General features: G+C 59.9%; 13 protein-coding genes and 2 pseudogenes. 7 read left to right on the top strand and 8 right to left on the bottom strand.

Translation table 11 applies throughout. The features are described from left to right. The first annotated feature begins 264 nt into the window (after positions 1–264). Complete coding sequence (locus ACYZTU_RS21330) at positions 265–5,937, top strand: retention module-containing protein (RefSeq protein WP_461965298.1); 5,673 nt, start codon at positions 265–267, stop codon at positions 5,935–5,937. A gap of 258 nt (positions 5,938–6,195) precedes the next feature. Here ACYZTU_RS21330 and ACYZTU_RS21325 read toward each other — a convergent pair whose 3' ends face one another. Continuing rightward, positions 6,196–9,807, bottom strand: a complete 3,612-nt coding sequence (locus tag ACYZTU_RS21325) for an Ig-like domain-containing protein (protein WP_461965296.1) — start codon at positions 9,805–9,807, stop codon at positions 6,196–6,198. 130 nt (positions 9,808–9,937) lie between these two features. After that, positions 9,938–10,066 (bottom strand): annotated as a pseudogene (locus ACYZTU_RS21320) (hypothetical protein); the annotation flags it as partial. A 1-nt stretch (position 10,067) separates the two neighbouring features. Between ACYZTU_RS21320 and ACYZTU_RS21315 the strand changes: the two are divergent. Beyond that, positions 10,068–10,496 (top strand): annotated as a pseudogene (locus tag ACYZTU_RS21315) (type I secretion C-terminal target domain-containing protein); the annotation flags it as partial. Between the two features lie 250 nt (positions 10,497–10,746). Here ACYZTU_RS21315 and ACYZTU_RS21310 read toward each other — a convergent pair. From ACYZTU_RS21310 to ACYZTU_RS21290, 5 genes are all read right to left on the bottom strand, one after another. Next, positions 10,747–11,109 carry a DUF6124 family protein gene (locus ACYZTU_RS21310; protein ID WP_461965295.1) on the bottom strand — a complete coding sequence of 121 codons (363 nt, stop codon included), beginning with the start codon at positions 11,107–11,109 and terminating at the stop codon, positions 10,747–10,749. A gap of 552 nt (positions 11,110–11,661) precedes the next feature. Then, positions 11,662–13,602: a cyclic di-GMP receptor LapD gene (gene lapD, locus ACYZTU_RS21305; RefSeq protein ID WP_461965293.1), complete on the bottom strand. Its 1,941-nt coding sequence runs from the start codon at positions 13,600–13,602 to the stop codon at positions 11,662–11,664. A 22-nt stretch (positions 13,603–13,624) separates the two neighbouring features. Continuing rightward, positions 13,625–14,332, bottom strand: coding sequence for a cysteine protease LapG (gene lapG, locus ACYZTU_RS21300; protein WP_461965292.1), 708 nt, complete (start codon positions 14,330–14,332; stop codon positions 13,625–13,627). A 95-nt stretch (positions 14,333–14,427) separates the two neighbouring features. Beyond that, a complete protein-coding gene (locus ACYZTU_RS21295) occupies positions 14,428–14,823 on the bottom strand; it encodes a YbaN family protein (RefSeq protein WP_282380752.1) in 396 nt (131 codons plus the stop codon). Positions 14,824–14,833: 10 nt separating this feature from the next. After that, positions 14,834–15,421 (bottom strand): UPF0149 family protein, encoded by a 588-nt coding sequence (locus tag ACYZTU_RS21290; protein ID WP_223487825.1) that lies wholly within the window; start codon positions 15,419–15,421, stop codon positions 14,834–14,836. A gap of 274 nt (positions 15,422–15,695) precedes the next feature. Here ACYZTU_RS21290 and recQ point away from each other — a divergent pair, with 274 nt between their 5' ends. The 4 genes from recQ (at position 15,696) to ACYZTU_RS21270 (ending at position 20,527) form a co-directional block, all read left to right on the top strand. After that, positions 15,696–17,822, top strand: a complete 2,127-nt coding sequence (gene recQ / locus ACYZTU_RS21285; protein ID WP_461965290.1) for a DNA helicase RecQ — start codon at positions 15,696–15,698, stop codon at positions 17,820–17,822. A 118-nt stretch (positions 17,823–17,940) separates the two neighbouring features. Continuing rightward, on the top strand, positions 17,941–18,375 hold the full coding sequence (locus ACYZTU_RS21280) for a MarR family transcriptional regulator (RefSeq protein ID WP_461965288.1): 435 nt from the start codon (positions 17,941–17,943) through the stop codon (positions 18,373–18,375). A 128-nt stretch (positions 18,376–18,503) separates the two neighbouring features. Next, on the top strand, positions 18,504–20,207 hold the full coding sequence (locus ACYZTU_RS21275; RefSeq protein WP_461965286.1) for a FimV/HubP family polar landmark protein: 1,704 nt from the start codon (positions 18,504–18,506) through the stop codon (positions 20,205–20,207). Positions 20,208–20,239: 32 nt separating this feature from the next. After that, the gene (locus tag ACYZTU_RS21270) at positions 20,240–20,527 is read left to right on the top strand and encodes an Rdx family protein (RefSeq protein ID WP_033055915.1); all 288 of its coding nucleotides are present in this window, start codon (positions 20,240–20,242) and stop codon (positions 20,525–20,527) included. On the opposite strand, the gene ACYZTU_RS21265 is transcribed toward ACYZTU_RS21270, so the two are convergent. Beyond that, positions 20,521–21,414 (bottom strand): DMT family transporter, encoded by an 894-nt coding sequence (locus ACYZTU_RS21265; RefSeq protein WP_461965284.1) that lies wholly within the window; start codon positions 21,412–21,414, stop codon positions 20,521–20,523. The two genes, ACYZTU_RS21270 and ACYZTU_RS21265, sit on opposite strands and share 7 nt — an antisense overlap. Positions 21,415–21,756: 342 nt before the next feature. Between ACYZTU_RS21265 and ACYZTU_RS21260 the strand changes: the two genes are divergently transcribed. Next, complete coding sequence (locus ACYZTU_RS21260; RefSeq protein WP_461965282.1) at positions 21,757–22,572, top strand: UDP-2,3-diacylglucosamine diphosphatase; 816 nt, start codon at positions 21,757–21,759, stop codon at positions 22,570–22,572. The last annotated feature ends 7 nt before the right edge of the window (positions 22,573–22,579 follow it).

Here is a 22,579-nt window from a genome sequence, read left to right as displayed (position 1 = left end):
TTGGTGGATCAAGATCGTTACGCATCGCTCGAAGGGCAAGTTGTTGCGCAAGTGGATCCCGATGCCATTGATTGCATAGGGTTTTATCCCGCAGCAGACACGTCGCCCGCGAGCGGCAGGCTTGGCGAGAACGGCGCCAGGGCAGCGGCTTACTTCAGGTAACCACTGCCATCAGGCGATTCCGCCAGGTAACCCGTTGGAGCCATGAGCACGTTCTTCGCAAAAACAGGATGCCGACATCGGTTGGCAGCGGAGGAAGTGCACATGGCTACGCTCATCGGTATCGTCAGTAAGGTTATTGGTCAGGTGTTCGCGGTCGCGAGCGATGGCACCCGACGCGCGCTGGTCGAGGGGGATCGATTGTTCGCCGGCGATCAGGTAGTCACCGGGGCCGAAGGCGCGGTGGCGGTGCATCTGCAAAATGGCCAGGAACTGACACTTGGGCGTGACAGCAGTATGGGGATGACGCCTCAGTTGTTCGCGCATCAGGCACCCCCTGTAGACACCGCTGAAGCGGTGACGCCGACTCAGGCGCAACTGACCGATGTCGAACAACTGCAAAAAGCCATCGCTGCCGGCGACGACCCGACCCAGACCGCTGAAGCCACGGCGGCCGGACCTGGTTCGACCGGCGCACCCGGTGGTGCACTCGGCGGTGGCCACAGTTTCGTCATGCTCGAAGAGGTGGGCGGGCGGGTCGATCCGACGATTGGTTTTCCTACCGCAGGCTTCAACGGCATTCCCGAATTTCCCCTGGAGCGGCTGGCCGGAAACCCGGACAACGGCGACAACGGCGACAACGGCGACAACGGCGACAACGGTGCAGGCGGTTCGGGTGGTGCAGGCGATTCGGGTGGTTCAGGCGGGACAGGCGTTCTTCCTGTGACACCGGTTTTTCCTGATGTGCCGAACAATCCGGTCACCCTCACCGGCCTATCGGTGGCAGGGGGCGAACTGACCCTCAATGAGGCCAACCTGGCCGACGGTTCGGCCCCCAACCCTGGGGCACTGACCAAGACCGGCACGTTCAGCGTGTCTGCTCCTGACGGGCTGACCAGCCTGAGCATCGGTGGGATCAACGTGATCAGCGGTGGCGTTGCCGCCGGCTTCCCGCAGTCAATCACCACCCCGTTGGGCAACACCCTGACCGTCACCGGCTACAACCCGGCCACGGGGGTTGTGAGTTACAGCTACACCCTCAACGACAATGAAACCCATCCGGCCGGGGACGGCGCCAACAGCATTACCGAGAATTTCGACGTCGTCGCCACCGATACGGACGGCAGTACGGCGACCGGGCAAATTAACGTTAACATCGTCGATGACCTGCCGACCGCCCATGCCGACACGACCTCGGTCGCCGAAGGCGGCATCATCAGTGGCAACGTGCTGTGGAACGACGTCGGCGGCGCCGATGGTCCCGCCGCCGGTGGCGGAGTGGTCGGCGTGCGTGCCGGTTCAGACACCTCGACCTCGGCCATCGGCGGCCTGAACAGCCAGATCAATGGCACCTACGGTTACCTGACGTTGGATGCAGCGGGCAACGCGGTCTACCACAGCAACCCGAACGCCGTGAACGGCCCGGGTGCAACCGACGTGTTCACCTACACCTTGCGCGATGCCGACGGTGACGAAAGCACCACCACCATCACCATCGACGTGAACAACAGCTGCATCAGAGCGGTCAGCGACCACGACGCGACCGTCTACGAAAAAGCCCTCGACCTGAACAAGGACGGCCTGGATCTGGCCGCCGGGACCGTCACCGGCAGCCAGCCCGGCCACATCGGCGAAACCGCCTCCGGTACGTTGGTTGGCTCCGTCACCGGCGCCATCGGTGCAATCACCTACACCCTGGTCGGCAGCGCCACCGGCACCTACGGCCAGATACTGCTCAATCCCAACGGCACCTACACCTACACGCTGACCTCGCCGGCCAGCACCACGCCGCAGGCGAACGACGGCGCCAACACCCTGAGTGAAACGTTCACCTACCACGCCACCGATTCGCTGGGCAATGTCGTCACCAGCACCATCGTGGTCAACATCGTCGATGACGTGCCGACCGCCCATGCCGACACGGCCTCGGTCGCCGAAGGCGGCATCGTCAGTGGCAACGTGCTGTGGAACGACGTCGGCGGTGCCGATGGTCCCGCCGCCGGTGGCGGAGTGGTCGGCGTGCGTGCCGGTTCAGACACCTCGACTTCGGCCATCGGCGGCCTGAACAGCCAGATCAATGGCACCTACGGTTACCTGACGCTGGATGCAGCGGGCAACGCGGTCTACCACAGCAACCCGAACGCCGTGAACGGTCCCGGTGCAACCGACGTGTTCACCTACACCTTGCGCGATGCCGACGGTGACGAAAGCACCACCACCATCACCATCGATGTGAACAACAGCTGCATCAGAGCGGTTAGCGACCACGACGTGACCGTGTATGAAAAAGCCCTCGACCTGAACAAGGATGGCCTGGATCTGGCCGCCGGCACCGTCATCGGCAGCCAGCCCGGCCACATCGGCGAAACCGCCAGGGGCACCTTGGTCGGCGCCGTCACCGGTGCCACCGGCGCAATCACCTACACCCTGGTCGGCAGCGCCACCGGCACCTACGGCCAAATCCTGCTCAACCCCAACGGCACCTACACCTACACCTTGACCTCGCCGGCCAGCACCACGCCGCAGGCGAACGACGGCGCCAACACCCAAAGTGAAACGTTCACCTACCACGCCACCGATTCCCTGGGCAATGTCGTCACCAGCACGATCGTGGTCAACATCGTCGATGACGTACCGACCGCCCATGCCGACGCGACCTCGGTCGCCGAAGGCGGCATCGTCAGTGGCAACGTGCTGTGGAACGACGTCGGCGGCGCCGATGGCCTCGCCGCAGGAGCGGTGGTCGGCGTGCGCGCCGGTTCAGACACCTCGACCTCGGCCATCGGCGGCCTGAACAGCCAGATCAATGGCACCTACGGTTACCTGACGCTGGATGCAGCGGGCAACGCGGTCTACCACAGCAACCCGAACGCCGTGAACGGCCCCGGTGCGACCGACGTGTTCACCTACACCTTGCGCGATGCCGACGGTGACGAAAGCACCACCACCATCACCATCGACGTGAACAACAGCTGCATCAGAGCGGTCAGCGACCACGACGTGACCGTGTATGAAAAAGCCCTCGACCTGAACAAGGATGGCCTGGATCTGGCCGCCGGCACCGTCATCGGCAGCCAGCCCGGCCACATCGGCGAAACCGCCTCCGGTACGTTGGTTGGCTCCGTCACCGGCGCCATCGGTGCAATCACCTACACCCTGGTCGGCAGCGCCACCGGCACCTACGGGCAAATCCTGCTCAACCCCAACGGCACCTACACCTACACCTTGACCTCGCCGGCCAGCACCACGCCGCAGGCGAACGACGGCGCCAACACCCTGAGCGAAACCTTCACCTACCACGCCACCGATTCGCTGGGTAATGTCGTCACCAGCACGATCGTGGTCAACATCGTCGATGACGTACCGACCGCCCATGCCGACGCGACCTCGGTCGCCGAAGGCGGCATCGTCAGTGGCAACGTGCTGTGGAACGACGTCGGCGGCGCCGATGGCCTCGCCGCAGGAGCGGTGGTCGGCGTGCGCGCCGGTTCAGACACCTCGACCTCGGCCGTTGGCGGCCTTAACAGCCAGATCAATGGCACCTACGGTTACCTGACGCTGGATGCAGCGGGCAACGCGGTCTACCACAGCAACCCGAACGCCGTGAGCGGCCCGGGTGCAACCGACGTGTTCACCTACACCTTGCGCGATGCCGACGGTGACGAAAGCACCACGACGATCACCATCGATGTGAACAACAGCTGCATCAGAGCGGTTAGCGACACGGACGTGACGGTCTACGAAAAAGCCCTCGACCTGAACAAGGACGGCCTGGATCTGGCCGCCGGCACCGTCATCGGCAGCCAGCCAGGCAGCACGGTCGAAACCGCCAGTGGCACTCTGGTCGGCTCCGTCACTGGTGCCACCGGCGCAATCACTTACACGCTGGTCGGCAGCGCCACTGGCACCTACGGCCAAATCCTGCTCAATCCCAACGGCACCTACACCTACACGCTGACGTCGGCGCCAAGCACCACGCCGCACGCCGACGATGGCTGGAACTCCCTCAGCGAAAGTTTCACTTACAAAGCCACCGACGCCTTGGGCCATTCCACCACCAGCACCATTGTGGTGAACATCGTCGATGACGTGCCGAGCGCCACCCGCGACGCGACCTCGGTCGCCGAAGGCGGTATCGTCAGTGGCAACGTGCTGGGGAACGACTTCGGCGATGCCGATGGTCTCGCCGCAGGGGGTGGGGTGGTCGGCGTGCGCGCCGGTTCAGACACCTCGACCTCGGCCATCGGCGGCCTGAACAGCCAGATCAATGGCACCTACGGTTACCTGACGCTGGATGCAGCGGGCAACGCGGTCTACCACAGCAACCCGAACGCCGTGAACGGCCCCGGTGCTAGCGACACCTTCACCTACACCTTGCGCGATGGCGACGGTGACGAAAGCACCACGACGATCACCATCGACGTCAACAACAGCTGTATCAAAGCGGTCAGCGACAACGACGTGACTGTGTATGAAAAAGCCCTCGACCTGAACAAGGATGGCCAGGATCTGGCGACCGGCACCGTCAGTTCGATTGCCAAAGGCGCGGACTTCACCGGCAGCGGAGCGATCAATTTCGTCGGCACCAGCAACTACAGCGCGGCTAACCAGGCATTGGCGAATGTGCGGAGCGCCTTTGCCGGCAACGCGGCGACCATGACCGCGCTGCTGGTCGTGAGCGGTTATCTGGGCGCCGTCACCCATGTCAATGCCAACGATGAGAACCGCATCACCGTCAACCTCAAACAGGGTGAAACCCTTAACCTGGATCACAACCTGGCGGCCGGTCACATCGCGATGGAGTACTCCGTCAACGGTGGGGCTTTCATTGCCATCGCCGACGGCCAGACCATCACCGCCGCGGCGGACGGCAAGTACCAGATCCACATCAACATCGACAACGATGGTCCGGGCATCAGCGGGAAGGGGGCGGAAAACTACCAACTGACCATGACCGTCAACTACGCCGGGGCCCACGATGTCACCCCGGACTACCACGGCACCTACACCGCCAACGACAGCCATGGCGGCAGCGATAACGCCGCCGTGACCATCACCTATCAGAGCGGCCACACCCTCAACGGGACGGCGGGCGATGATGTACTGGTGGCGGGCGCTGGCAACGACCTGCTCGACGGCGGCACCGGCGTCGACACGGCGAACTATGCCCACGCCACCGCAGGGGTTACGGTCAACCTCGGTGTGCTCGGTGCGCAAAACACCCTTGGCGCCGGCACTGACGCCCTGACCGGCATCGAAAATCTCACGGGCTCGAACTTCAACGACACCCTCACCGGCGATAACCACAACAACATCATCAACGGCGGCCTGGGTAACGACATGCTCAACGGCGGGGGCGGTGATGACTTCCTGATTGGCGGTCTGGGCGACAACACCCTCACCGGCGGCAGCGGCGCCGACACCTTCCAGTGGCTCAAAGGCAACAGCGGCCACGACGTGGTCACCGACTTCACGCCGGGCACCGACAAACTCGACCTGTCACAACTGCTGCAAGGGGAAAACGGCACCACGGCGTCGCTGGATGACTACCTGCACTTCAAAGTCACTGGCAGCGGCGCCTCACTGGTCACCAGCATCGACGTCAGCGCCATGGCCGGTGCCACGCCGAACCAGACTATTGATCTGGCGGGCGTGAACCTGGCCAGCCATTACGGCGTAACGCCGGGGGCGGGTGGAGTGATTGCCGGTGGACACGATACGGCGACCATCATCAACGGGATGCTCAATGACCATTCGTTGAAGGTAGATACCGTGTGAACTGAGGGCTGAAACGACAAAACCCGCCATTCCTGTGGAAAGGAATGGCGGGTTTTTTGTTGTCCGTAGCATCGCTATCTCGGTTCATCTGATGAACCGCAATCGCTGTGGTGAGGCAGTCGGTATCGATCTACAACCGCGAGCGACCGCACCTGTCATTGAAATACAAAAATGCCCGATGCGATGCATCGGGCATTGGGGTGAAATAGGTGTAAACCAATTTCAGGACCAGACAATGCCTAATGTTGGGCAAAACCATCAGGTAGGAACAAAACAAATCGTTTGACATTGATGCGGCAAGCCCGGAACTAGCCCCCATGCAAGACCAGCAATATTCCCCGCAGCATCACATTGCATATAACTAATTATTTCTCCCCCTGCCGGACTAGGTCCAACATTATACCAACGTCTGCCTCCATTGCCGATCTGTGTGAATATCTGACGCTTGTCGCTAAAATTGTTAACAAGAACGACTGAGCCAAAAACATCGTTCCGAAGTGCCCCCCCTTGACTGCTTACCCAGGTGATAGCTTGGTGAGCAGTCATTAAAGTATTGTTTATCAGCACTCGACTGACATTAGAAATGACAACTAAATAAGTTGCACTGGCTTTGGTAGCGTCGGTGACTCGAATTGTCGTTGTTCCATTTTTCCTCCCGCTTACTTTTCCGTTTGAATCTACTGTGGCAACACTAGTGTCAACACTGGCATAGACATAAGGTGATGTACCCTGTTTTGGGGTTCGTATTTCGGTGTTGCCCGCAACTTCTTTGGAGGCCCATCCATAGCTTTGAAGAAGCTTTACGCCATCCAACACCATTCGGGTTTGATCAATAACCAGCTGTAAAACCACGCTAAAGGTCCGAGCGGCAGAGACTTGGCCACTACCATACAAGGCTTTGGCCGTGAAACTGTGAGCCGCCACTGACAGCGCCGTTAACGCAAGGGTCCAAGCACCCGTTGTGGCGTGGGCCGTTACAGTGCCCTTGGGCGTGGTGCCGTCAAAAATCGTGACCTGTTGACCCTTGCTGGCCGTACCACTGAGCGTGACAGTGGTATCTACCGTGGTTCCGGCGTTTGGAATCTCAACACTTTTGGAGTCTTTCACCGAGCTGATCACTGGCGCGACGAGTGCAATGACCGTCATGGTTCGGGCGGTAGATACCTGCCCGCTGCCATACAGTGCCTTGGCCGTGAAACTGTGAGCTGCCACTGGCAGCGCCGTTAACGCGAGGGTCCAAACACCCGTTGTGGCATGGGCCGTTACAGTGCCCTTGGGCGTTGTGCCGTCAAAAATCGTGACCTGTTGACCCTTGCTGGCAGTGCCGCTGAGCGTGACAGTGGTATCTACCGTGGTTCCGGCGTTCGGGATCTCCACGCTTTTGGAGTCTTTCACCGAGGTGATCACTGGCGCAACGAGTGCAATGACCGTCATGGTTCGGGCGGCAGATACCTGCCCGCTGCCATACAGTGCCTTGGCCGTGAAACTGTGAGCTGCCACTGGCAGCGCCGTTAACGCAAGGGTCCAAACACCCGTTGTGGCGTGGGCCGTTACAGTGCCCTTGGGCGTTGTGCCGTCAAAAATCGTGACCTGTTGACCCTTGCTGGCCGTACCGCTGAGCGTGACAGTGGTATCTACCGTGGTTCCGGCGTTCGGGATCTCCACGCTTTTGGAGTCTTTCACCGAGGTGATCTCGGGCTTCAGCTCCACCAGTGCCTTGACGTTGTAGGTACGCACCGGAAAGATCACCGCCGTGGATTCATCCATGCTGCTACCAAACGTCGTCTTGAACTCCACCCGCAATTTACTTCCGTGCGCCAGATCCTTGAGGTAGCTGTACGGCGCAATGGGGGCGTAGTAGCCCTGGTTCAGCCATGCCTGGTGCACTGCATTACTGGCGCCAGTCATCACTGCCAAATCGTGAGTTCCGCCGCTGGAGTTTTTGCCTCGCATGTACAGCCAGACGCGGTGCCCAAAAGCAATCAGTGGATAACTGTTGACACGTACCGACGCTCCGGAAGTCAGCCCGCTCGTATCCAGCTCAGGCCCTTCACCGTTGTTGGCTGCCTGTGTGATCTTAGGCGCCTCCAGTGCCGGATCTTCATTCGGAATCTTTTGCACCGTCAGCTTCAACACTTTGGACTTCTCATCAACCCCGTTACGAATCACCGTGTAGGTCACCGTCACTTCCAGGCCGAAGTTGGGGATCACCACCGTATTCGGGATCATGATCTCCTTGACTCCCACGGTGCCCACCTGCACCGTTGCCGATGTGTGCGAGCCGGCCCCCGATGTGCCGAGCCATGTCACGCGAATATCATCCGTGCCCAACATGCCGGGGTAACGCGGAACCATCACGGTGAGTCGGTCCTTGGTCGCGAGGGGATTCAGACTGGTGTTGTTCGGTGCTTCCTTCACCGTAGGGGCAATCAAATCCATGGCTTTGATCGTGTACGTGCGATCCGGAAACACCGTGGCTGTGGCCGGGTCATTACTTTTATCCAGCGACGCCTTGAACTTTATGGTCAGTGTGGAGCCCTTCCCGAGTTGCGTCAGGTAGCTGTTGGCCAGCGCGGCCGGCCAGTATCCCTGTTTGATCCAATTAGCGTTGGTCTGGGCCGGCAGACCGTTCCACAACGCCAGGTTGTGCGCCGAGCCGTCCGGTTTCTTGCCTTCCAGGCTCAGCCAGCACGGTTGGTCGGCCTCGATCAACGTATAAAGCAATGCATGGATGGTCGCGTTTTTTGTATTCAGTGCTATCACGTCAATCACATTATCGGCACCGGCCTCAACGATCTTCGGCGGGATCAGCGCCGTCGCGGGCAGTGTCAGGATGTTCAGCGCCAGAGGCAATGAGGTGGAAGAGTTCCCGCCACGTTCGATGACATAGCTGACCGTGACGCTTTTGCCCAGGCTGTAGGCCAGCACCGAGCGTGGCACGACAAACTCCAGCCCGGCGCTGACCAGCCGTTGCGGGCTGGTGAAGGAGGCCGCCGGCGTGCTGATCGCGCCTTGCCAGATCACGCTCACCTTGTCGGTCGGCAGCAGCGAGCCTTGCGGCACAATTACGCGGATGTCCTGCAGGGTCGGGCTGAGGTTGTTGCCCGTCTGGCCCTTGACGGTCGGGGCCGGCAGGGTAAAACGGTCGAGGTGGATGTCCAGCCGCTTCTCTGCGGATTTCACCCGATTGCCCAATTGGTCGACGACAAAAAACTCGGCCACCGCACTGGTGTTGTCCCCTGCCTTCTGAAACGTGTCCGTGAACAGTGTGTGGGTGATTGGCGCCGTGCCATCGGGGACATCGAACCTGACCAGCGCATCGCCCAGCAGAAACTCGATACGGTCGAATGGTCGCCGGTTGGCGTAGGTGAACCCGAACTCCACCCCTTGCGCCGCCCGATCAGCGTTCACGCCGTCCTTGATCACGTCGGGCGGGATCATCAGATCCAGGCCATCTGCAGGCCGCAGGTGGTACAGCACCTTTAGATCCCGAGAACTTTCAACGTTCCCGCCGACACGGGTGACCTTGTAATGCAGTCGATTGACACCCTGTGTCAGATACCCTTGCGGCACATACAGACGCACGCGCAGACCTTCATCCTCCGTGCTGACGGTCTTGCCCGTCACAGGGGTCGGATCGTCGTTGACATACAGATCCACACGATCATCGACCGCCATTGTCCAGGACCGAAGCTGAAGCTCGGTCCATGGGTCGACCAGACACTCAAGGCCCTGAGCCTGGCCGTCGTAAAGGGATTTTGGAATGCCGCCGTGAGCGATATCGGGTGGTTTTACCGGAGAGACCCAGCCCGGGATGATCACGGGATACAGCACAAACAATTCGGTCAATACGGCGGACTGGATATCCATCAAGTTCTCCTGAAAGGTGACAAGCCCTGAGTCCTCTCGGGACGCGGGTTCATCACACACCAGGCTGGGAAGACTGGCTACTGTCAGATCTGACAGGTAAATGCAGGTTTAAGACGAACGGTAGTACCGTTCACATCGGCTCCGGCGGCCCAATCAACCGTTCCATCACCCCAAACAACTCCAACTCCCGGATCACCTCCAACTCTCCTTTGGTCTCTACCATCTCCGCAATCAACGGCAAATCAATGCTGTTAGTCGCCGGTTGGGGCGGTGATGACTTCCTGATTGGCGGTCTGGGCAACAACACCCTCACCGGCGGCAGCGGCGCCGACACCTTCCAGTGGCTCAAAGGCAACAGCGGCCACGACGTGGTCACCGACTTCACGCCGGGCACCGACAAACTCGACCTGTCGCAACTGCTGCAAGGGGAAAACGGTACCGCGGCGTCGCTGGATGATTACCTGCACTTCAAAGTCACCGGCAGCGGCGCCTCACTGGTCATCAGTATCGACGTCAGCGCCATGGCCGGGGCCGCGCCGAATCAAACCATCGACCTGGCGGGTGTGAACCTGGCCAGCCACTACGGCGTAACGCCGGGGGCGGGTGGGGTGATTGCGGGTGGGCACGATACGGCGACGATCATCAACGGCATGCTCAATGATCATTCGTTGAAAGTGGATACGGTGTGAGCTGACGGCTGAAACGACAAAACCCGCCATTCCTGTTGAAGGAATGGCGGGTTTTTTGTTGTCCGTAGCATCGCTATCGCGAGCGTGCTCGCGATGAACGATAACGCGGTTCATCTGAAGAACCGCGATCCCTGTGGCGAGGGAGCTTGCTCCCGCTAGGTTGCGAAGCGGCCCCAAACTCTGCGCACGCGGTGCCGCTGACCAAACCCTTTGTGGCGAGGGAGCAAGCACCCTCGTCACAAGTCCATCGCTAGTCCTGCGGATCGATGTTGTCCAGCGCCCGATTCACCGCCAGCTCCCCCAGCATGATGATCTGCGCAATACCCAACAGGGAATTGCGACTCGGCCCCTCCATTTGATCCGCCAGGTCCATGGTCATGACATTGGCCGAGGCCAGCGACTCGCAAGCGTGGGCCAGCAGGGTCTCGGTATCGAGCTCCGGATTGACGGTGAACATAGTGCCGGGTGTGCGCGGGGTGGCTTTGATGTGGGCGGCCAGATTGAGGTAGTGATCGAGGGCGCGGTGGGCGGCTTCGTGGAGTTTTTTGGAGTCGAGGGAATCGTAGGGGGAAACGTCGTCGGTTTTCGGGGGATTGGGTGTTGGTTTGAACATAGTGAAACTCCTAGTTAAAACAAAGGAGCCTTCACCCTTGCTACCAAACGAAGGGTGGCGGCCATACGCGGGTTGGTAGACCGGTAACTAGGACCCGGCGCCCCCGAAGGAGCCCTGCGCATGGCCACCATAAAACAGAAGCCTGGACAGGCCTGCAAATGGTGCGCTATGCGACTAGTTAATCCGGGCTACCAAACCCGATCGCTGTTTTTCAGCGACAGGGAAACGATAGAGCCCCAGACCCAAGGCGCACAAGCCGGCGGATTCTGGCGCAGTCGTAGGCAATGGCGCAAGGCTGTGTAGCCTGAGTGAGTATCTGAAGGTGTCTATTAAACATCAACGTTCATGCTCACTTTTATGGACAAATAAATGTGTCCGCTTTTGCCCCTTTTCTTATTCTTCCTGTCTCGCTGAACGAGGAGATATCGCCTTGAGCAGCATGGCCATGGAGCTGTCCTGCGCAATTTGATCCTGTGGGTCGTAGCTGACGATATGGCCGGGTGTGGCTGCCAGATCCACGTGGACAATCGGTAAGAAACGAGCTCAGGCTCGTTACATAGGCTCCGGCGGCCCGATCAACCGCCCCATCACCCCAAACAACCCCAGCTCCCGGATCACCTCCAACTCCCCCTTGGTCTCTACCATCTCCGCAATCAACGGCAAATCAATGCTGTTGGTCGCCCGAAAAATCGCCTCGATGAACAGCTTTTTATCACTCTGCTCATCAATATGGCGGATGTAAGCGCCGTCGATTTTCAAGTAAGCCAACCCCAGCTGGGTCAGATTGCCGATCTGACTAAAGCTGCCGCCAAAATGCTGCAGACCGATGCGGTAACCGGTGTTGAGCAAGCTGTGGCTCAGGCGTTGCAGTTCTTCCTGAGGGGGCAGTTGGCGTTCGTCGATTTCCAGAATCAGCAGGGGCGCGAGTTCGGGCAACGATTCGAGCATGTCGAGGATGTGTTGCAGCTGCGCGGGATCGCGCAGGGTGCTGCCGGACAGGCTTAACGCCAGGGGCCAACGATTAATGACGAGGTAATCGAGGGTGGCTTCGAGCATCGCCAGGTCGAACCGGGCCGACCAGCCGAGGCGTTCGATCCATGGCAGGCAATGCCCGGCGGCTATCGCCTCGCCCTGTGGGTCCAGCAGGCGCGCGAGGACTTTGTGATGCAACACCTGGCTGGTGTCGGCGCATTGCACGACGGGTTGGAAATACAACTGCATCTTGCCTTGGTTCAAGGCGTCGTCGATCCAGGTTTGCCAGTCGTTTTGAGACGGGTCCGGCGCGGTATTGGAATAGGCCAAGTGGACCCACGGGCGCTCGGGATGTCGCTGGGCTTGAGTCAACGCCTGATCCAGTCGCGTCAGCACGTCACTGGCCGGTTCACCGGGTTGGAAAGCGACGATCCCCAAGTGTGCGACCGGCATGCAATCGCTGGCACCGGTCAAGCGCAGGTTTTCCAGGGTGGCGCTGATTTCGGAAGCCAGGCGTGCCGCGTCCTTGGCGTCGAGGCCCGGTGTCAGCAGGCTGAACTCGCCACCGCGATTGCGTGCCGCCAGCCAGGTGCGACGTTCCGCAAGTTGGGTCAGACGCTTGAGCAGTTCACCGATGGTGCTGATCAACGCGTCAGTGCGCTGACCACCCAAGCGTTGGTTGAGACCGACCAGGTCGTTGATCCGCAGCATCAGCAAATGGCCGTCGCTGCTCTGCTCGGAGACCAGCAATTGGTCGTCCAGTTGTTCATCCAGCAAGCGTCGATTGGCCAGGCCCGTAAGGTTGTCCTGATAGGATTCGGCCCGCAGTTTTTCACTGCGCGCGACCTCTTCGGCGAACAGCGCTTTTAGCTTTTCGACCATCTGGTTCATGGCCAGTACCACGCGTTTCAACTCCGGTGTGCGCGGCAGTTTTGGCAGGCTGAGGAACTCGCGTTTGCTGATGGCTTCGGCCTGTTTGACCATGGTGTCGAGTGGACGAAATTGCCGGCGCAGCAACCAGCCACCAAACACGGCGCTGAGCAGTCCGCAAATCAGCAACCAGATCAGGCTGCCGAGAGTGCTGTCCCAGAGTTTGGCCAGGGCGAATTGCGGGTTGCTCAGCACTTCGACCCGTGCCGCCTGCACCCAGCCACGCATGACCAGCGCTTCGCCACCGGGTGGGTGCAGATTGACCAAACTGACAAACCAGGTGGGAACGCTTTTGATTTCCGCCGATACGCTGCGCTCCACCAGCACCTGCTCATTCTCGATATTGATGACTCGGATGCTGCTGAAGTAACCACTGTCGAAAATCGAGCTGACCATCAATTCGGTCATCGCCTGGTCATCGATCTGCGCCGTCAACGACAAACCCAATGCCGTGGCGGCGTCCTGGGCGTGGGAGCGCAATTGGCCGAGCATCTGGTCGCGAGAGCTTTCCAGGCTGACAAAAAAACTGCCGCTGAAAGCCACCAGCAAGAACAGGCAAATGGCGAGAAACAACTGTTTGCGCAGTGACATAAAACGCTCCTTGCGATGGTGGCTAGCCGTCACCCACGGCGAACCCTTCGGCCTGCATCTTTTTCAATACGTCCTGCCAGCGCGACAGGTTTTTCGAGTCGTTGCTGCGTTTACCGCCATTGGCTCCCGGCAAGTAGAGGCCTTCGGCGTTGAAGGCGTACACCGGCAGCAGGTCTTTGCGTTGGGAGGCGGGGCGGATTTCGCCGATCAAGTTGTCCAGCACCAGCGGATCGGCCGTGGGACTGTTGTAGAACGTCAGCACCATGTGCGCCTGGTTCTGGGTCAGGGCTTTGACGTAGGTGATGCGCAGTTTCTCGCTGGGAATCCCGAGGTGGCGCAGGCTGAAATACTTCGCCAGTGCGTAGTCCTCGCAGTCAGCGGCACCTTTGATCAGGGACTCGACGGGCGTGGCCCAGTAATCGGTCTGCCGCCAGATGCGGGTGTCGTCCAGAAAGCTCAGTTGCTGATTGAAGAAACGATTGACTGCGTTCAGTTGCTCGCGCTCGGGGGCATTGACTTCGCTTCGCAGCATCTGACTCCAGGCCTCGATCCGTCCTCGTTCCGGGCCGAGGGTGCCGTAGCGTTTTTCTGCGGTTTGCAGAATCTGCGCAAAATCCCAGTTGGCCCAGACACTGCCCAGCCCGGCCAATAGAAAAGTGATCAGCAACAACCATTCGCCGAGCCGAAGTCGGAGCGTTGACCATCCTGGACTACGCGGACTGCGGGACATGTCTGGCTGCTCGGGTACAGATGCCTGAAGTCTAGGCGGTGTTTTTTGAAAGGTAGGGTCGATCGTCGGACCGAGACGGCATGATCGGGGTGCTTTCAGGGCTTTTGCAGGGTTTTCTGTTTGAGGATGTAGACGGTCACCAGAACGGCGCTGGTGAGCATGAACCCCCGCGCCCACGGCAGGGGCACCAGATAGCAGGAGAGCAGAATGCTCGCCCACATCAGCCCGATGGCGTAGACCTTGCCTTTGAGCGGGATGCCGTTGCCGCTCAGGTAATCGCGTACCCACGGCCCAAGCCGTGGATGCTCAACCAGCCAATGATAGAAGCGCGGAGAGCTGCGGGCGAAGCAAGCGGCCGCCAGCAACAGGAAGGGCGTGGTGGGCAGCACCGGCAGGAAAATCCCGATCACCCCCAGCGCTACGCTCAGCCAACCGATGGCCAGCAGCACGTAACGCAACATCAGGGAGCGGTTGCCTATGGGGTTGTCCATAGGCAAAACCTTAGTGGTGACGAGGCTTGAGTATCGCCGGTTTTTCGTCTGGTGCCTGGCACAGCAGGTACAGCGCAGTCAGCGCTTCCGGGATCTGTACGATCATGTCGTCCATCAGGTTGGCGTCTTTGGCGATGTCTTCGAACTCAGGCTGTTCGTCGAACAGACCCGAACCGACCATGATCGGCAGCAGCATTTCGCTGACTTCGTCTTCGGCGGTTTCGAACCAGGCCGCTTCGCGCAGGAACACGCCTTCCATGAAACCGATGCACCAGCCGCGCAGGTCGGAATCGTCCGGCTCCTCGCCCAAGTCCAGGTCGCATGGCAGCTCGAATTCTTCATCGGCAGCCAATTGGCGGGCGATGTGAGCCTTGAGCAGCAGCAGGGTGGATTCAATCGCTTCACGCTCGGTGTCGTCGGCGTAATGCGGCTCTTCGGCGAAGAGGGCGTCGATCCATTCACGGTCGGGAACGGTTTCGGAACAGATCGACAGCGCAGTGAGGTAGCCGTGGGCGGCCACGTAGTCCAGCGCCTCGTCATGCAGTTCGTCGGCGTCGAGGAAGACTTGCAGGCGGGTTAATTGCTCAGCGAAGGACATTAAAGGGCTACCTTGGGAATTAAACAGATGCGCGAATTCTAGGCCTTCTTGAGCACTCAGGCCAGCCGCGCGGCATATTTGCGCGCACAGGCCTCTTATCAGCGGCGCCCTTTGCCGGACAGGGGTCGGGTATACTCGCGCGTTTTGTGATGCCCTGCCGGCGTCGCGGCTGAAATGTGAAGCGTCATGCAATGCGCACTTACGATTTGTCAGTGCAGCCTGCGTGGTTCTGAACCAGCCTTGCAGGGATGTTTTTGTGATTTTTGGAGTTTCTATGCTCGAACAGGCTCAACGCGTCCTCAAGGACATCTTCGGCTACGACAGTTTCCGTGGCCGTCAGGGTGCAATCATTGAGCGCGTGGCCAGTGGCGGCGACGCCCTGGTGTTGATGCCTACGGGTGGCGGCAAGTCCTTGTGCTTTCAGGTGCCGGCGCTGTTGCGCGAAGGCCTGGCGGTGGTGGTGTCGCCGCTGATCGCCCTGATGGACGACCAGGTCGCGACCCTCGAGGAACTGGGCGTCGCCGCCGCTGCATTGAACTCCACGCTGAGCGCCGAGCAGCAACGTGATCTGGCCGTGCGGATCAAGCGCGGTGAAGTGAAAATGCTTTATCTCGCGCCCGAGCGTCTGGTTCAGCCACGGATGCTGGCTTTCCTGCAAAGCCTTGAAATCTCCCTGTTCGCCATCGACGAAGCCCACTGCGTGTCCCAATGGGGTCACGACTTCCGCCGCGAATACCTGCAACTGGGCCAGTTGGCGGAATTGTTCCCCAACGTTCCGCGTATCGCCCTGACCGCGACCGCCGACAAGCGCACCCGGGAAGAAATCGTCGACCGCCTTCATCTTCAGGATGCGGAGCGTTTCCTGTCGAGTTTCGACCGCCCCAACATCTTCTATCGCATCGTGCCCAAAGAGCAGCCACGCAAGCAATTGCTGGCGTTCCTCGCCGAGCGGCGCAGTGATGCCGGTATCGTCTATTGTCTGTCGCGCAAGAAAGTCGATGAAGTCGCGGTGTTCCTCAGCGAACAAGGCTTCCCGGCGCTGCCGTACCACGCCGGTCTGCCCAACGATACCCGGGCTCACCACCAGAAGCGCTTCCTCAACGAGGAAGGCCTGATCATGGTCGCCACCGTGGCGTTCGGCATGGGCATCGACAAGCCCAACGTGCGCTTTGTCGCTCACCTCGATTTGCCGAAATCCCTGGAAGCTTATTACCAGGAAACCGGTCGCGGTGGCCGTGATGGTTTGCCGGCGGACGCCTGGATGGCTTACGGCCTGCAAGACGTGGTGATGCTCAAGCAGATGTTGCAGAACTCCGAGGGCGACGAGCGCCACAAGCGACTGGAACAGCACAAACTCGACGCCATGCTCTCGCTCTGCGAAGAAACCCGCTGCCGTCGCCAGACGCTGCTGGCCTACTTCGACGAAGACATGCCCGAGCCCTGCGGCCACTGCGACAATTGCATCGATGGCGTGCAGACCTGGGACGCCACCGAGCCGGCCCGTCAGGCGCTCTCGGCGATCTTCCGCACCGGCCAGCGCTACGGCGTCGGGCATCTGGTGGACGTGTTGCTGGGCAAGGACAACGAAAAGGTCCGCAGCTTCGGCCATCAGCATCTGTCGGTTTACGGTGTCGGCAAGGCGATGGGGGAGAGCGAGTGGCGCTCCTTGTTCCGACAGCTGGTTGCCCGTGGTCTGGCCGACATCGACCTCGAAGGCTACGGCGGCCTGCGCTTGAGTGACACGTGCCGGCCGCTGCTCAAGGGCGAAGTGACTCTGGAACTGCGTCGCGACCTCAAGCCGCAAACCACTGCCAAAAGCAGCAAGAGCCAGGCGAGTCAACTGGTTCGCGGCGAAGAACGCGAACAGTGGGAAGCCTTGCGCGCCCTGCGCCGCAAGCTCGCCGAAGAGCATGGCGTACCGCCGTACGTCATTTTCCCCGATTCGACGCTGCTGGAAATGCTCCGAAGCCAGCCGACCTCGCTGTCGGAAATGGCCACGGTCAGTGGTGTTGGCGCGCGGAAACTGGAACGTTACGGCGAGGCCTTCCTTGAAGTCCTCGGCGGCCAGGTCGAAGCGCCGAAAGTGGTGGCCGACCTGCGTCACGAACTGATCACTCTGGCTCGTGCGGGCATGACACCGTTGCAAATCGCCGGCCAGCTGCAATGCTCGGAAAAGAACGTCTACACCCTGCTCGCCGAAGCGATTGGCAAGCAACAGTTGTCGCTGGAGCAAGCGCTGGATCTGCCTGAAGAGTTGATGGGCGAAGTCCAGGACGCGTTCCTCGACGGCGAGGGCGAATTGCCGCCCGTGTCAGAGATTGCCGCATTGTTCGCCGGTCGCGTGCCGGAAGGGGTGTTGTACTGTGTGCGGGCGGCGCTGCAATCGGAATTTGAAGTTTAAGTGACCTGTTACGGTGATGTAACGATTCACTAAAGAGCAAACCTTGCCTCAAGCCAACGGCCATGCTTAGCTGACTAATAATTAGTTTTCTCTATTTCAGTCTAATCATGAGTGTTTTATGCCGTTTACCGACCAACACCGCTTTGGCATGCAACTGGCCCAGATGTCGCGCGGCTGGCGTGCCGAACTGGACCGCCGTCTGGCTGGCCTGGGTCTGTCCCAGGCGCGCTGGCTGGTGCTGCTGCACCTGGCGCGTTTCGAGGATGCCCCGACCCAACGTGAACTGGCGCAAAGCGTCGGCGTTGAAGGGCCGACGTTGGCCCGACTGCTCGACAGCCTCGAAAGCCAGGGACTGGTGCAACGTCAATCGGTGCTGGAAGACCGCCGTGCCAAGAAAATCGTCCTCTGTGCTCCGGCGCGTCCCTTGATCGAACAAATTGAAACCATTGCCACTCAACTGCGCCACGAATTGTTCGAAGGCGTCGATGAGGCGGATTTGAAGATCTGCATGCGTGTCCACGGGCATATTCTGACCAACCTGGAAAAATCTTGAGGCATAACCGCGCGCCAGACTTTTGAGATACCCCGTTGGGCAGACTATAAAGAACTACTTGGCAATCTCGTGTTCGTACCGGATGTGCGAACGCGTACAAGATGGTTATGGTTATCTAAGGGATGCTCATGCTCGAGAGTTGGCACGTGGTTTTGCGGTGTTGCGCCAGGCTGCTACTGGTCGGTGGTGCTGTCACTTACTCGGCATTGGCGCCCGCGTTGGGCTTGGGTGATATCACTCTGCATTCTGCACTGAATCAGCCATTGCGCGCCGACATCGCCCTGGTGGATGCCGCGGGTCTGGAGGAGGGCGAGCTCTCCGTCAGTCTGGCGACACCTGAAGAGTTCAGCCGCGCCGGCGTCGATCGGGTGTTCTTCCTCAACAATCTGAAATTCACACCGATCTTGCGCGGTAACCGCGGCCTGATCCGGGTGAGCTCCAACAAGCCAGTCAATGAACCCTTCTTGAATTTCCTCGTGCAACTCAATCAGCCCAACGGGCGGGTGCTGCGCGAGTACACGGTGCTGATCGATCCGCCGGGTTCACCGGGGATTGTTCCCGTCACTGACGAACCGGTCACCGACGTTCAGTCCTCTGGATTCCCGACGGTTGAACCGGCCGTTGCGCAGCCACCTGCGGCGAAGGGCCAAATGCCGCCAGTCTCTCGCGTCGATCAACCTGCTGCCACGCCGGAGAGTGATCCGATTGCCGAACAACTGGCGGCCAGCGTGCTGCAAAACCAGCAGCTGCAAGCAACCATCGATACGTTAAATGCGAAGCTTCAAACCCAGGAGGAGCAAGTCGCCGGCCAGAAAAAACAGGTGACTGAACTGCAAACCCCATTGGCGGGGATCAAACAAGCGTCGGTGGAGCCGGTTGCACCCGTTTTTGCGGCTCCAGCGCCGGCCATTGTTGAAGAGCCTGAGGCCACTCATTGGCTGCTGATTTTCGGGTTGCTGGCGCTGGTGGCTTTTGTTTTGTTGGGGCTGTTCGTTAGGCGTCAACGACAACAGGTTCAGGCATTGCCCGACGCTTTACCTGTTTTGCCATCACAGCATGTGGCGGTGCTCAATCGCGCTGCAGAACCGGTCGTGCAACCAGCAACCGAATCGGGTGAAGAGACGCCCGCAGGCGATGTGCTCGAAGGGGTAGGTATCTATCTGGCCTATGGCCGTTTTTCCGAAGCGGCCGGTTTGTTGCGGGAGGCGCTGATCAATGAGCCACAACGCACGGATCTGGCCGTTCAGCTGTTGGAAGTATTGGGTAAACAGGGTGACGTACCGGCTTACGAAGCACAGGAAAACAACCTGCGTGACGCCGGATACGACCTGCAAAAACTTCAGAATATTCGCGCCCAACACCCGAAACTGAGCAGAGCGGTACCGTTGGGCGTCGCAACGACAATCACTCCCCTCCAGCCTTTAATACCTCAAGCAGCGCCGAACGATGAGTTCCAGTTGAACCTGGATGACCTGTCGATGGATTCGAGTTGGGACCTGATCAGTCCTTTTGAACACTCGCTGTCTGCCGCGAAGCCATCGAGCGAACCCGCGCCGGACGAGCCCGAACTTGAATGGGTCGCCGAGCCTGACTCGCAGTCTCTGGATGACACCTTTCTCAACGAGTTCAGCGATCCCGGCCAGTCGCTGGAGTTGGAACCGTTGAACCTGGAACGGGCCGAGCCGAGCAGCGCCATCAAACTGGAACAAGCCCAGAGCTGCATCGATGACGGCGATCTGGACAGTGCCATCGAACTGCTCAACGAGTTGCTCAAGGAAGGTGACGAGCCGCTTAAGCAAACAGCGCGGAACCTGCTCGCCGGGCTATCATAGCGGCGACCTCTGGCTCAGGAGTTTCGCCGATCATGACTGCACGCAAACCGGAAATCATCATCACTTATTGCACGCAATGCCAGTGGCTGTTGCGTGCTGCATGGCTGGCCCAGGAACTGCTCAGCACCTTTGGTGACGACCTCGGCAAAGTGTCGCTGGTGCCAGGCACCGGTGGGGTGTTTCACATTTTCTGTGACGATGTGCAGATCTGGGAGCGCAAGGCTGATGGCGGTTTCCCGGAGGCCAAAGTGCTGAAGCAGCGGGTCCGCGATCAAATTGATCCGGACCGCGATCTGGGGCACAACGATCGCACTCAGTGAGAGGCAGCTTCTGCCGCAACGGTCTTCTTGCTTGAGCCGCCCGAGAGTCGGCTGGAGACCACGATCGCCACGAGAATCAACGCGCCACCGATCAGCATGCGCAGTGTCGGGTTTTCATCAAACAGCAGCCAGGCCACGGTGATGCCGTAAACCGGCTCTAGGGCGAAAACCATTGCCGCGGTCCGCGCCTTGATCACTGCCAGGCTGGCGACAAACAGACTGTGAGCGACGCCGGTGCAGAACACCCCGAGCAGACCGATCCACAGCCAATCGATGGTGCTCACTTCGCTCAACTGCGGTGCCGCCACCGGCAGCAGGCACAACGCGACCACCACGTTCTGACACAGCGCAGCCTGCACCGCCGGGATTCGCCCGGAGCTGGCGCGGTTGGTCAGCGATAGCAGAGAGAACAGCAAACCTGAGCCCACCGCCCACAGCAGGCCAATGGTGGCGCCGCTCGCCAGGTCGAAATCAGGGGTGACCAGCACCAGCCCGACACTGACCAGCACTACCAGCAGGATTTCGTTGGCGCGAATTCGCTCGCGGAAGATCAACCCTTCAAGGATCACGGTAAACGCCGGGAAGCTGGCGAAACCCAAGGTCGCGATTGCCACGCCTGCGACCTTCACCGCAATGAAAAAACTCACCCAGTGTCCGGCCAGCAGTAAACCGCTGAGCAACAGTCGGCGCAAGTCCATAGCCTCGAGTTTCTGCCAGCGAGTATTGCTGGCGAACAGCGCAAAAAAGGCTAACGCCAGCACAGCGAACGCGGCACGACCAAAAACGATAATGGCGGGGGACGCAGCAGCCAGTTTGCCGAACACACCGGTCAAGCCGAACATCAGTGCGCCGATATGCAGGGCGCCAAGGGCGGTGCGGGGAGTCATCGCAATCCTTAATAACAAGCGAACAGAGATGTAGGAGCAGCCTTCGGCAGCTCCTGCATTGAACCGTGATAACGCCTGTTGTGTCTGTCGGTAAACTATTGCCTTTTGCCGCCAACCTCGCGCCGCAATTTGCCGGGTGAGACACCGAACTCCCGCAACACCCGACCGGCGTTGTCGAGCAAACGACGGCTGAGGATCGGTCTCATCGCAGGTCTCGAGGGCTTGGCTGCCAGTCTACGCCGAGGGCAATCGTGGGGTGCTGTCACAGGACTGACTCGCCACTGTCATGGGCAATTAACCCGACCGGCGCAAAGTTGCAAAAACTTTTGCAGAGGGTTGCCCATGACCAGCGCCGAGCTCGCCAAACCCAGTCGTAAGCAACGTGTGCGGACCTTGTGGATTTCCGACGTGCATCTGGGCACCCGGGATTGCCAGGCCGAACACCTTTCGCAGTTTCTCAAGGGCTACCACGCGGACAAGATTTACCTGGTCGGCGACATCATCGATGGTTGGAAGCTGCGCGGCGGCATGTACTGGCCGCAGGCGCACACGAATGTGATCCGCCGCTTGCTGACCATGAGCAAGCGCGGCACCGAGGTGATCTACGTCACGGGCAACCACGACGAATTCCTGCGCCGCTATTCGAAGCTGATTCTGGGCAATATCCAATTGGTGGATGAAGCCGTGCACGTGACCGCTGATGGCCGCCATCTGCTGGTGATCCACGGCGACCAATTCGATGTGATCACGCGGTATCACCGCTGGCTGGCCTTTCTCGGCGACTCGGCCTACGAATTCACCCTGACCCTCAACCGCTGGCTCAACCATTGGCGCGCCCGTTATGGTTACGGTTACTGGTCGTTGTCTGCCTACCTCAAGCACAAGGTCAAAACCGCGGTCAGCTTCATCAGTGATTTCGAAGAAGCTATTGCTCACGAATGCGTCAAGCGCGAGTTGCACGGCGTGGTGTGCGGGCACATTCACCATGCCGAGATTCGCAAGGTCGGCGGGGTGGATTACTTTAATTGCGGGGATTGGGTGGAGTCGTGCACAGCGCTGATCGAGCATTGGGACGGGTCGATTGAGTTGTATCGATTGGCGGATGCCCAGGCGCGAGAGGCCGAGTTGAAAGAGGTGAAAGTCGCCGAACCGGCGTGAAGAGCAA

The organism is Pseudomonas sp. HLT2-19-2 (assembly GCF_054898005.1).
This window is presented reverse-complemented; position numbering and strand designations above follow the sequence as displayed.